General features: G+C 70.0%; 11 protein-coding genes. 9 read left to right on the plus strand and 2 right to left on the minus strand.

All coding sequences use genetic code 11. The features are described from left to right. Window positions 1-20 precede the first annotated feature (20 nt). From QRX60_RS39235 to QRX60_RS39250, 4 genes are all read left to right on the plus strand, one after another. Window positions 21-1,058, plus strand: a complete 1,038-nt coding sequence (locus QRX60_RS39235) for a FecCD family ABC transporter permease (protein WP_285996513.1) — start codon at window positions 21-23, stop codon at window positions 1,056-1,058. 1 nt (window position 1,059) lies between these two features. Then, entirely contained in the window at window positions 1,060-2,112 is a 1,053-nt protein-coding gene (locus tag QRX60_RS39240) for a FecCD family ABC transporter permease (protein WP_285996514.1), read from the plus strand. Window position 2,113: 1 nt separating this feature from the next. After that, entirely contained in the window at window positions 2,114-2,923 is an 810-nt protein-coding gene (locus tag QRX60_RS39245; RefSeq protein WP_285996515.1) for an ABC transporter ATP-binding protein, read from the plus strand. 88 nt (window positions 2,924-3,011) lie between these two features. Then, window positions 3,012-3,497 carry a DinB family protein gene (locus tag QRX60_RS39250; RefSeq protein ID WP_285996516.1) on the plus strand — a complete coding sequence of 162 codons (486 nt, stop codon included), beginning with the start codon at window positions 3,012-3,014 and terminating at the stop codon, window positions 3,495-3,497. Here the strand turns inward: QRX60_RS39250 and QRX60_RS39255 are convergent. Beyond that, window positions 3,484-4,794 carry a lysine N(6)-hydroxylase/L-ornithine N(5)-oxygenase family protein gene (locus QRX60_RS39255; RefSeq protein WP_285996517.1) on the minus strand — a complete coding sequence of 437 codons (1,311 nt, stop codon included), beginning with the start codon at window positions 4,792-4,794 and terminating at the stop codon, window positions 3,484-3,486. The two genes, QRX60_RS39250 and QRX60_RS39255, sit on opposite strands and share 14 nt — an antisense overlap. A 112-nt stretch (window positions 4,795-4,906) precedes the next feature. Here QRX60_RS39255 and QRX60_RS39260 point away from each other — a divergent pair, with 112 nt between their 5' ends. After that, window positions 4,907-5,851 (plus strand): methionyl-tRNA formyltransferase, encoded by a 945-nt coding sequence (locus tag QRX60_RS39260; RefSeq protein WP_285996518.1) that lies wholly within the window; start codon window positions 4,907-4,909, stop codon window positions 5,849-5,851. A 4-nt stretch (window positions 5,852-5,855) separates the two neighbouring features. Here QRX60_RS39260 and QRX60_RS39265 read toward each other — a convergent pair whose 3' ends face one another. Continuing rightward, a complete protein-coding gene (locus QRX60_RS39265; protein ID WP_285996519.1) occupies window positions 5,856-6,857 on the minus strand; it encodes a hypothetical protein in 1,002 nt (333 codons plus the stop codon). Window positions 6,858-7,035: 178 nt separating this feature from the next. On the opposite strand from QRX60_RS39265, the gene QRX60_RS39270 reads away from it, so the two are divergent. From QRX60_RS39270 to QRX60_RS39285, 4 genes are all read left to right on the plus strand, one after another. Then, window positions 7,036-9,126, plus strand: a complete 2,091-nt coding sequence (locus tag QRX60_RS39270; RefSeq protein WP_285996520.1) for an alpha-galactosidase — start codon at window positions 7,036-7,038, stop codon at window positions 9,124-9,126. A gap of 120 nt (window positions 9,127-9,246) precedes the next feature. Further along, on the plus strand, window positions 9,247-10,521 hold the full coding sequence (locus QRX60_RS39275) for an extracellular solute-binding protein (RefSeq protein ID WP_285996521.1): 1,275 nt from the start codon (window positions 9,247-9,249) through the stop codon (window positions 10,519-10,521). Further along, window positions 10,503-11,474: a carbohydrate ABC transporter permease gene (locus tag QRX60_RS39280; RefSeq protein WP_332845795.1), complete on the plus strand. Its 972-nt coding sequence runs from the start codon at window positions 10,503-10,505 to the stop codon at window positions 11,472-11,474. The genes QRX60_RS39275 and QRX60_RS39280 overlap by 19 nt, the downstream gene beginning before the upstream one ends. After that, a complete protein-coding gene (locus QRX60_RS39285; RefSeq protein WP_285996523.1) occupies window positions 11,471-12,292 on the plus strand; it encodes a carbohydrate ABC transporter permease in 822 nt (273 codons plus the stop codon). The genes QRX60_RS39280 and QRX60_RS39285 overlap by 4 nt, the downstream gene beginning before the upstream one ends. Window positions 12,293-12,401 lie beyond the last annotated feature (109 nt).

The raw sequence follows: 12,401 nt of genomic DNA on the forward strand, positions 1-12,401 counted from the left end.
GAGTACCAGTCGGAGGTGCGGTGCGAACAGACCCCGGAGGGATCGCTCTCACGCGACGCCCGCCACACACGGGCCGCGCACTCGGCCTCCTGGCCGCCCTCGGTGTCCTCGTCCTCCTGTGCCTGCTGAGCATCTGGCTGGGGTCCAAGGAGATCTCGTTCGACGCCGTCTGGCAGGTGCTGTGGCACGACGACGGGTCCGCGGACGCGGTGATCATCCACAGCGTCCGGATGCCGCGGACACTGCTCGCGGTCCTGGTCGGCGCCGGGCTGGGGCTCGCCGGCACCGTGATGCAGGCGCTGACCCGCAACCCCCTGGCCGACCCGGGCCTGCTCGGCGTCAGCGCCGGGGCGGCGTTCGCGATCGTGTTCTCGATCACCGTGCTGGGGATCAGCTCGCTCTACGGCTACGTCTGGTTCGCCTTCGCCGGGGCGCTCGCCGCGACGGCCGTCGTCTACTACCTGGGCACGCGCGGGCGGGCCGGGTCGAGCCCGGTCAAGCTCGCGCTCGCCGGCGCCGCCGTCACCGCCCTGCTCTCGTCATTCACGAGCGCGATGGTGCTGTCGGACCCGGTGGCGCTCAACCGCTACCGCTTCTGGTCCGCCGGCTCCCTTTCCGGGGTGGACGCGAACGCACTGCTGCAGGTGCTGCCGTTCCTCGTCGCCGGCGTGGTGCTGGCGATCGCGAGCGGCCCCGCGCTGAACAGCCTCGCCCTCGGCGACGACGTCGCGATCGCGCTCGGCCGGAAGCTCGGCCCGCTGCGGTTGCGCGGCGCACTGGCGATCACGTTGCTGACCGGTGCCGCCGTCGCCGTCGCCGGGCCGATCGTGTTCCTCGGCCTGATCGTCCCGCACGCGGTGCGGTTCGTGCTCGGCCCGGACCACCGCTGGCTGCTGCCCTACACCGCAGTCCTCGCGCCGTGCCTGCTGCTCGCCGCCGACATCGTGGGCCGGATCATGGCGCGGCCGAGCGAAATCCGCGCGGGCGTGATCGTCGCGTTCCTCGGCGCGCCGTTCTTCATCTACCTGGTCCGCCGCCGCAAGCTCGTGGAGTCCTGAGGTGAGCCTGCTGCAGATCCGCAGTGACCGGGTCACCTTTCGCGCCGGCGCGGTGTCCGGCCGGGTCCGGCCGCGGCTGCTGCTCGTCTCGGCCGTCCTCGCGGTGCTCGTGTTCGTGCTGTTCTGCGTGGGCATGACGATCGGCGACGTCCCGATGACCGTGTCCGACGTGCTGTCCGGCCTGTTCGGCGGGAGCGACAGCGGGACCGGCTACATCGTGCAGGAGCTGCGACTGCCCCGGGCGCTCACCGGGCTGCTGGCCGGCTTCGCGTTCGGCGCGTCCGGCGCGGTGTTCCAGACGATCACCCGCAACCCGCTGGCCAGCCCGGACATGATCGGCATCAACGCGGGCGCGGCGACGGCCGTGGTCGCCGGGATCGCGTTCGGCTTCGGCGGCGGCCTCGGCACCACCACGCTCGGCCTCCTCGGCGGTCTGTGCACGGCGCTGCTGGTGTACGCGCTGGCGTGGCGGCGCGGCACCACCGGGTACCGGATCCTGCTGGTGGGCATCGGGATCTTCGCGATGTGCACCAGCCTCACCGACTACCTGCTCAGCAAGGCGCAGATCACCGAGGCGCAGGCGTCGATCGGCTGGCTGGTCGGCAACCTCGCCAACCGCGGCTGGGAGCACGTCGTGCCGCTGTTCGCCGCACTCGTCGTGCTGTTCCCCTTGGTGCTGGCGCTGTCCCGGTGGATGGGCACGCTGCTGCTCGGCGACGACGTGGCCGCCGGGCTCGGCACGCCGGTGCAGCCGGTCCGCCTGGGCCTGCTGCTGGCCGGCGCCGGGCTGGTGGCGTTCGCGACGGCGTCGGCGGGCCCGATCTCGTTCGTCGCGCTGACCGCGCCGCAGATCGCGCAACGCCTCGCCCGGCTGTCGTCGCCGCCGATCACGGCGTCCGCGCTCACCGGCGCGGTCGTGGTGCTGGGCAGCGACATCATCGCGCGCGAGATCACCGCGTCGGCGCTGCCGGTCGGCATCGTGACCGGCGTGCTCGGCGCCCCGCTGCTGCTTTGGCTGCTGGCCAGGGCCAACCGATCCGGTTCCGGAGGCTGACATGAAAACCGCACCGGCTCTCAGAGTGCAGGACCTCCGCGTCGCCTACGACGACCGGGTCGTCATCGACGGCCTCGACCTCGACATCCCGCCGGGGCAGATCACCGCGATCGTCGGGCCGAACGCGTGCGGGAAGTCGACGCTGCTGCGCACGCTCGCCCGGCTGCTGACGCCGAAGTCCGGCGGGGTGTACCTCGACGGCCGTTCGATCCACGACCTGCCGACCCGCCAGGTCGCCCAGCGGCTCGGGATCCTGCCGCAGTCGCCGGTGGCGCCCGAGGGCATGACGGTGGCGGACCTCGTCGGCCGCGGCCGCGCCCCGCACCAGAGCTGGTGGCGGCAGTGGTCCACATCGGACGAAGGCGCGGTCGCGTCGGCGCTGGAGGCCACCCGGATGACCGACCTGGCCGACCGCCCGGTGGACGAGCTCTCGGGCGGCCAGCGGCAACGCGCGTGGATCGCGATGGCGGTCGCGCAGGAAACGCCGGTGCTGCTGCTGGACGAGCCCACGACGTACCTCGACCTGGCCCACCAGATCGACGTGCTCGACCTGGTGGTCGACCTCAACCGCGACGTGGGCCGGACGGTGGTCATGGTGCTGCACGACCTGCCGCAGGCCTGCCGCTACGCCGACCACGTGATCGCGATGAAGTCCGGGCGGATCGTGGCGTCGGGCAAGCCGGTGGAGGTGATCACGGAGGAACTGGTGGAGGAGGTCTTCGACGTCCGCTGCCAGGTGACCCCGGACCCGGTGAGCGGAACGCCGATGGTGATCCCGATCAGCCGCCACCACCCGGCACCGGTCGACTAGCGCTATCCTGGGCTCGGCCCGCCTCGGCTCTGGACCGTGTTCCCCGAGGATCGTCCGGCCGTCTCCCACTCCCAGGAAGCTGACACCCATGTTCGTGCTGCCCGAAATCACCACCGGACCCGAGCGTCTCCTGCTGGAGGCGATGATGGACCGCCAGCGCCGCGCGGTCGCCGACACCGCACGCGGGCTGTCCGAGACCGACGTCCGGCGGCGCCTGGTCGCGTCGCTGACCACGCCGATCGGTCTCGTCAAGCACGCCGCGATGGCCGAACGCCGCTGGTTCCAGGGCCTCCTGCTCGGCCTCGACGAGTCCGAGTGCGACGGGCCCACGACCCCGGGCGACGCCAGTTTCGTCGTCGCCGACGACGAGACCCTCGACGACGTGATCGCCGAGTTCGAGCGGGCGAGCACGCGCTCACGCGAGATCGCGGCCCGCTTCCAGCTCGACGACACCTGGACGCACGACGTCCTCGGCGAGGTCAATCTCCGGTTCGTCTACCTGCTCCTGATCGAGGACTTCGCCCGGCACGCCGGGCACGGCGACATCCTCCGGGAGCAGCTCACCGCGCACTGACCGCGTACTCCTCCTCGGGCGCCGCGACGACTCGGCGCTCCACAATGGACTGCAGGATCTCCCCCACCCGCACCGCGGTGTTCGACAGCAGCGACGACGTGATCCCGTGCGTGTGCTCGGTGCCGCCCTGCAGGTAGATCCCGCCGCGCAGGGGTGACTCCGTCGTGAGCCGGTAGTCGCGCTCGACCCGGAGGCGGCCTTCGCCGTCACGCAGGCAACGCGCGCCGAGTTCGCCCAACAGCGGCGTCGGGTCCGCGGGCCGGTAGCCGGTGGCGTAGACGACCGCGTCGGCCTCCAGCACCGTGCGCTCACCCGTCGTCAGGGACTCGATGGTCACTACCCCCGAGCCGGCCACCTCGACCGGGCGCGACACGTTGAACAGCCGCAGCCGCTCCTCGCCGAGCACCTTCTCGCGGTAGACCCGGCGGTACAGCTCGTCGATCAGGTCGACGTCGACGGCCGAGTAGTTCGTCGCGCCGTGGTAGCGCATCAGGCGGTCCTTGACCGGCTCGCCCGCGCGGTAGAACTGGTCGACGGCGTCCGGGTCGAAGATGCGGTTCGCGAACGAGCTGTCGTCGGCGGGGCTGTAGCCGTACCGCGCGAACACCGCGCACACCTCGGCGCGCGGGAACTCGCCGTGCAGCAGCGCGGCCACCTCCGCAGCGCTCTGCCCGGCGCCCACCACGACGAACCGCTTCGGATCGGTGCCGCGCAAGGCGTCCATGCGGAACAGCAGCTCGCTGTTGTGCCAGATCCGGTCGCCGGCGGTGACACCTTCGGGCAGCTGCGGCCGCAACCCGGTGCCCACCACCAGGTTCCGGGCGCGCAATGACGAGCCGTCCGAGGCCTCGACGTCGAAGTAGGCGACCTCCGGACCGTCGTACACCGGCTTCACCGCGACGACCTCGGTGCCGTAGGAAACGACGTCGTCGACCTTCGCCGCCGCCCACTCGAAGTAGTCGTGGAACTCGACCCGCAGCGGGAACAGGTTCTTGTGGTTGATGAAGTCGACCAGCCGGCCGGCTGCGTGCAGGTAGTTGAGGAAGCTGAACTCGCTGGTCGGGTTCCGCATGGTGACCAGATCCTTGAGGAACGACACCTGCATGGTCGCGGTGTCGATCAGCATCCCGCGGTGCCAGCCGAACCGCGGCTGCCGCTCGAGGAAGTGCGCGGTCACCGGCTCTCCCGGGCCCGCGTTGTGCTCGGCGAGGGCGATGGCGAGGGCCAGGTTCGACGGGCCGAAGCCCACCCCGACGACGTCGTAGATCGGGACCTGTTCGCCGGCCTCTGCAGTCATGGTGCTCCCTCGCGCTCCGGTACCGTTCAGGGCACCCTAACCTAACTTAGGTGAGCCTCGCCTAGTATGTTCGTGGTGATGTTCGTCCCCCGATCACGAAAGGCACTCTCGAATGCGCGTGGCGATGTTCGGCTACCAGACCTGGGGGCACCGGACCCTCCAGGCGCTCATCGACGCCGGCCACGAGGTCGCCCTCGTGGTCACGCACCCGAAGAGCGACCACGCGTACGAGCGGATCTGGGCCGACTCGGTCGCCGACCTCGCCGAGACCCACGGCTTCCGCGTCCTGCTGCGCACCCGCCCGGACGACGCCGAGCTGCTCGCCGAGCTGAAGACGGCGGACCTCGACCTGATCGTGGCGAACAACTGGCGCACGTGGCTGCCGCCGGAGATCTTCGAGCTGCCGCGCCACGGCACCCTGAACATCCACGACTCGCTCCTGCCGTCCTACGCCGGCTTTTCGCCGCTGATCTGGGCGATGATCAACGGCGAGCCGGAGGTCGGCGTCACCGCCCACATGATGGACGGCGAGCTGGACGCGGGCGACATCGTCCTGCAGCGGGCGATCCCGGTCGGGCCCGCGGACACGACGACGGACCTGTTCCACCGCACGGTGGACCTGATCGCGCCGATCACGGCCGAGGCGATCTCGATGATCGAGACCGGCTACACGCCCGTGCCCCAGGACCGCACGAAGGCGAGCTTCTTCCACAAGCGCGCGGCACGCGACAGCCTCGTCGACTGGACGTCGCCCCCGGAGGACATCGAGCGGTTCGTGCGCGCGCTGTCCGACCCGTACCCGAACGCGTTCACCTTCCACCGCGGCCAGGAGCTGCGCATCCTCCGGGCATCGGTGTCCCGCGGTCACTACGGGGGCACGCCGGGCCGGATCTTCATCCGGGAGGGCGACGGCGTGGTGGTCGTGGCCGGCCCGGACGCGCGGCGCGGGCAGTCGCCGGGCCTGGTGGTGGAGCGGGTCCGCACGGCCGACGGCACGGACCTGCCCGCGGCCGACTACTTCACGACGATGGGCGGGTACCTCACCGACCGGCCCTGACTCGTCAGCTCTCCTTGCCCCGCGCCGGTTCGGCCGCGGTCTGGTCCACGGCGCCGGGCAGGGTGCGGACGATCGTGTCCTGCGCCCGGCGTTCGCTGAACCCGGCGAGGAAGGCGAGCCCGGCGAAGAACAACGTGACCTGGTCGCCCGAAGCGGGTACGGCGAGCGGAAGCAGCCCGGCGCGGACGAGCACCAGCATCGCCGCGCCGAAAACGGCGCCGATGATCAGCCGGAAACACCCGGAAAGAATGATCACGAGCCAGCCCTGGTCGAGGCTCACGCGCACTTTCTCCCGGTTCGCCGTGCGCGTCATGACGCTCACTATCGCGCCGATGGCGCCGGATACCACGCAGATGATCAGCTGGGACACGATTTCGGCCTTCGTCGGCAGAAAAGCCACGGCGGCGACGGCGACGGTCGCCGCGACGGCGCCGACGGCCAGACCGCCGAGATAGCGGATCAGCGCCCGGTCGAGGGCCGCGTCCCGCGCGTTCTGCTCGATCTGGCGAATTTCCTTCCGGGCCGAAAGGACCGCGGCGGCCACCCGCTCGCGCTTCTGTTCCGAATCCACCATCGCGTCGAGCACGCCCAGGAGGGCGACAGCCGCCGTGTAGAGGCCCTGCACCAGGATCTCCTGCGACTGACCGCTGAGCAGCACGGAGTACTTCCGCTCCACCCGGCGGGCCGACCGGAACACGTCGTCGAATTCCGGGGTGCTGTCGGCGTGGTCGTAGTAGAGCCGCAACTTGTGGACGACTTCCCCCGCCCCGCCGTCCGGCCCGCTCCGCGCTTTGGCGACGAGCAGCAGCGCCGCCTGGCAATTGACCGCGTAATACTCCTCCACGATCTTCCCCTGGACGTCCTCGTACTCCGTCCGCAACTGCGTGAATCCCGAACGCCCGCCGTCCTGACGGGCTTTGATCAGGTCGTGGACACACGGGCAGGCAACCGGAGATTCCGACTCCGGCTCCGCTACCGCGCCAATTCTCCGCGCATTGATCACCACGGTGATCTCCCCTCGTTGACGACCCCAAGCCGGCGCCGCCACCCCTCGAATCACCCATTGTGACCACCATTGCCCGACAGAACCACTGCCGCGCATTTAACGTCACCCGAACGGCCGCATTCCCCGGTGATCGGGACAGGACTTGGCCGCCGGTCGCGCCGGCGCCAGGATGTGCCGCATGGCCGGGATCCACTTCCTCGAAGACCACCGCACCTGGGTACTCACCGGCGGGTCGAGCACCTACGCCCTGCGGCTCGACGAAGACGACGTCCCGACGCACGTCCACTGGGGCCCGAAGCTGTCCACCGAGGACGTCCCCGAACTCCTCGCGAAACCCCTTCCCCGGTGGGACGGCTTCAACGACCCCAACGAAGGCCTCGACGAGCTCGCCGCCGACGGCGGGACCAAGTACTGGACCCCCGCCCTCCAAGTCCGCTTCGCCGACGGCACCCGCGCCCTCGAATGGCGCTACCGGACCCACGAAATCACCCGGGACCACCTGGAGATCCACTTCGAAGACCGCCACTACCCCCTCCGGATCACGCTGCACTACCGCCTGAAGACCGACGTCCTCGAACGCTGGACCGAACTCGCCGCGGACACCGACGTCGAGGTCGTCCGGGCCGATTCCGCGACCTGGGTGCTGCCCGTCCGGGACGACTACCGCCTCAGCCACGTCACCGGCCGCTGGGCCGCGGAAACCCAGCTGCACCGCACCTCCGCGGCCCACGGTGAGACGACCTTCGCCAGCCGGCGCGGGATCACCGGGCACCACGCCAACCCGTGGGTCATGGTCGACGACGGCACCGCCACCGAACGCCACGGCGAGGTCTACGGCGTCGCTCTCGCCTGGAGCGGTTCGTGGCGCCTCACCGTCACCCGCTCCTCCACCGGCCGACTGACCGTCTGCGGGGGCTTCGGCCAGGACGGCGTCACCCATCGCGTCGGGCCCGGCAACCCGCTGACCACGCCCGTCATCGCGGGCCTCCGCACCCGCGGCGGGTTCGGTGCCGCCGGCCGGGCCTGGCACGCCTACGTCCGGGAGCACGTCCTGCCCCATCCTCGGGAACTGCGCCCGGTGCTCTACAACTCTTGGGAGGCAACGGGTTTCGACGTCGACGAGAAGAACCAGCGCACCCTCGCCGAGCGCGCCGCCGCGCTCGGGGCCGAATTGTTCGTCGTGGACGACGGCTGGTTCGGGGCCCGCACCGGCGACCACGCCGGGCTCGGCGACTGGCACGTGAACCGCGAACGCTTCCCCGGCGGCCTCGAGCCCCTCGTCGCCGCCGTGCACGGGCTCGGCATGAAGTTCGGCATCTGGGTCGAACCCGAGATGGTCAACCCCGACAGCGACCTCTACCGCACCCATCCGGACTGGGTCCTGCACCAGCTGCACCGGCGCCGGTCGCAGCTGCGCAACCAGCTCGTCCTCAACTTCGCCCGGCCGGACGTGCGCCGGTGGGCCCACGACTGGCTCGACCGGCTCGTCGGCGACCACGGCGTCGACTTCCTCAAGTGGGACATGAACCGCCCGTTCAGCGAAGCCGGCTGGCCCGGCGACGCGGACCCGGACCGCCTGTGGGTCGAGCACACGCGAGCCGTGTACGCGCTCCTGGACCGGTTGCGCCACGACCACCCGAGGCTGCGGATCGAAGCGTGCAGCGGCGGGGGCGGCCGGATCGACCTCGGCATGCTCGCCCGCGCCGACCAGGTCTGGACGTCGGACAACACCGACGCCCTCGACCGGCTGCGGATCCAGCACGGCTACGGCCAGCTCTACCCGGCCCGGGCGATGTCGGCCTGGGTCACCGACAACCCCAACTTCGTCACCGGCCGCTCGATGCCGCTGCGGTTCCGGTTCCACGTCGCCATGGCCGGTGTGCTCGGCATCGGCGGCGACATCGTGCACTGGCCCGGCGAAGACCTCGCGCTCGCCCGCGAGCTGATCGCGCTCTACAAGGACATCCGGCCGGTGGTCCAGCACGGCGCGCTGTACCGGCTGCGGCCGCCCGTCGACGACGGCATCGTCGCCTTCCAGTACGTCCACGAGGACCGGGCGGTCGTCTTCGCCTACCGGCAGGCCGCGCACTTCGCCGCGCCCGAGCGTCCGCTGCGGCTCGACGGCCTGGCTTCCGCTGACCGGTACATCGATTCGGACGCCGGGACCACGCACAGCGGGGCCGTCCTGCTCACCCGCGGGCTGCCCCTCGGCCTGCCGACCGGCGACTTCGCGAGCAGAGTCGTCCGGCTGAAGCGAATTGACCGCTAGAGATCGGATCTCTCGGCGCACCATCGACGTATTCACCTCCAACTGACGCTTGACACCCCTTCAGAGGTCCGATCAAATGCGTCATACATCACATATGGTGGGTGACATGGAGGAGGCACGATGAGGCGGTCCCTGGCGCTCGGCGCGGCAGTGCTGCTGGCCCTGGGCGGATGCTCGGTGGGCTCGAACACCGGCGGCAACGGCGGCGACCAGGAGATCACCTTCCTGACCTTCGAAACGCCGAACCTCACGCCGGCCTACTGGGACGCCGCGATCAAGCGCGTCACCGACAAGAACCCGGGGATCAAGGTCAAGAAGCTGGTCGCCCCGACGGCCGACGGACGGACGTCGTACGCGAAGCAGCTCCTGCAGTCCGGCCAGTTCCCGGACGTGCTGATCGCCGTCGACTCGGCGGGCTTCGCCGAGGCGGGCAACCTCTACGCGTGGACGCCCGAGGAGCTCAAGGACTTCCAGTTCCCCGACGCCAACCCGGTGAAGGGCAAGTACTACCAGCTGCCGGCCAACACCCAGACCATCCCGCCGATCTACTACAACAAGAAGATGTTCGCCGACGCGGGCATCACCACCACACCGAAGACCTGGGCCGAGCTGGAAGCCGACGCCGACAAGCTCGAGGAGAAGGGCTTCCCGCCGTTCGCCATCGGCGGCGGCAAGGACGGCTTCCCGTCGTCGATGATCCTCTCCGGACTGGTCAGCACCGAGGTCTACACCAAGGTTCCCGACTGGCTGACCCAGCGCCGCCGGGACAAGGTCAAGTTCGCCGACCCCGCGTTCCAGACGGCGTTCTCGAAGCTCGCCGACCTCGCCGCCAAGGGGTACGTGGACAAGACGAACGTGTCGCGCGACTACGCGGCCACCGAACAGGCGTTCCTCGACGGCAAGAGCGCGATGTACCCGATGGGCAACTGGTTCGCCGCCAACGCCGACACCAAGAAGCACGACTTCGAAGTGGGCGTCTTCAACTTCCCCACCGAAGACGGCAAGCTCGTCGTCCCGGCCTACACCGGCGGCGGCATGATCGTGAACGCCAAGGCCGCGCACCTCGACGCCGCCAAGAAGTTCGCCCTCGGCTTCCAGCTCGACAAGGACCAGCTCGACGCGTCGGTCAAGGCCGACGGCCTCTTCCCGGCGATCAAGGGCTACACCCCGCCGGGGGACGTCGGCCCGACCTTCAAGGCCGGCTACGACCTCTACACCCAGGCCGTGCAGCAGAACGCCGTGGTGCACGCCTTCCGCTGGGAAACCGCGGACGACGGCCTGCTGCCCGGCATGAAGGACAAGGTCGACCAGGCCGCCCAGGACGTCATCACCGGCCGCAAGTCCGTGGCCGACGCGTGCGCGTTCCTGGACACCGAGTGGGCGAAGGCGGGCTGACGCACTTGGCCGCCGTAGCCAGTCCCCCGGCACCCCCGAAGACCCGCCGGATACCCGCCTCCGGCAGGCGGCGCAAGCCGATCCTGCCGCGGGTGTGGCACTTCGCGTCGTTCGGCGCCCCGGGCGTGCTCGTCTACCTGTGCTTCGTGATGGCCCCGATCCTGATCAGCTTCGGGTACAGCCTCACGAACTACAACCCGTTCAACCCGCCGGTGAAGTTCGTCGGCTTCGACAACTACCGGCTGCTCTTCACCGACGAGCAGTTCTTGACCGCGCTGAAGGTCACCACGGTCCTGACGCTGATCGTGGTGATCGTGCCGAACGTGCTGGGCCTGGGCGTGGCGTTGCTGCTGGACCGGAAAGGCCGGCTGTACAACGCTTTGCGCAGCGTGTTCTTCACGCCGGTGATCCTCAGCTCGGTCGTCGTCTCGATCGTCTGGTCCCGGCTGCTCGACGACCGGGGCCCGCTCGACTCCCTGCTGCGGGCGCTGGGGATCGAGCACCCGCCGGGCTGGCTGTCCGACCCGGACATCGCGCTCTACTCGGTCGCCTCGATCGTGAGCTGGCAGATGCTCGGGTTCTGCGTCGTCGTCTACCTCGCCGGGCTGCAGGGCGTACCTTCGGAACTCCTGGAAGCCGCGGAGATCGACGGCGCCGGGCCGCTGCGGCGGTTCCGCGCCGTCACGTGGCCGCTGCTCGCGCCGTCACTGACGATCAACACGGTCGTGCTGCTCATCTCGGCGTTCAAGACCTACGACTACGTCAAGGTGATCACCAACGGCGGCCCGGGATCCGGCGCCACCGCGACGATCGCGTTCAACGTGCTGCAGACCGGCTTCGACTCGAACCACGTCGGCTACGCGTCCGCGATGGCCGTGCTGATGCTGGTGGTCGTCGCGGTCGTGACCACCGTCGTGCTGAACTTCCTCCGGCGCCGGGAGGTGGACCTGTGACCCGGGCGTGGCTGCGGCCCACGGTCGCGCTCTTCGTCAGCGCGGTGTTCTTCGTGCCGCTGTACCTGGTGCTGACGAACGTGATCAAGCAGGGCGACCTGATCGCGAAGGAACCGGCGTCACTGCCGCTGCCGCCGACGCTGGCGAACATCCACGCCGTGCTGACCCGGCCGGACGGCCTGTTCTGGGTCAGCCTGACCAACAGCATCGTCGTCACGGTGCTGTCGATCCTGGTGCTGACCGTGCTCTCGGCGATGCTCGGCCACTACCTGGCGCGCTCGGGCAAGCGGTGGACGAAGGTCCTGACGCTCGTCCTGCTGGCCGGGCTGATGATCCCGCCGCAGGTCATCCTCATCCCGATCACCGACGTCCTGCGCGTCACGCACCTGATGGCGACGCTGCAGGGGCTGATCCTGTTCAACGTCGGGTACTACGTGCCGTTCGGCGTGTTCGTGTTCACCGGGTTCATCCGCGGGGTGCCGGTGGAGCTGGAGGAGGCGGCCCTGCTCGACGGCGCGAGCCGGATGCAGGTGTTCTGGCGGGTGGTGTTCCCTTTGCTGCGCCCGGCGACGGCGTCGGTGCTGATCTTCCTCGGCGTGTGGATCTGGAACGACTTCATCGACCCGCTGATCATCCTGGGCCCGAGCCAGGGCACCACGATCACCACCGGTATCTACCGCTCGATCGGCCAGTACCAGGCCGACCTGGGCAGCGTGTTCGCGCTGATGTTCCTGGCCACGCTGCCGGTGCTGATCTTCTACCTGGCGCTGCAGAAGCAGTTCGTCAAGGGCCTGACCGGCGGGGCGACGAAGGGGTGAGCGGCGCTCTCCTGCGAGAACGCTGATCACTCGCTTTGCGCGGGGCTGCGCGGGATGCTCTGCTCCGAGAGCACCGCTCACCCGCGGCGGCGAGCAGCGTTCCGGCTCG

The organism is Amycolatopsis mongoliensis (assembly GCF_030285665.1).
Classification (GTDB): Bacteria; Actinomycetota; Actinomycetes; order Mycobacteriales; family Pseudonocardiaceae; genus Amycolatopsis; species Amycolatopsis mongoliensis.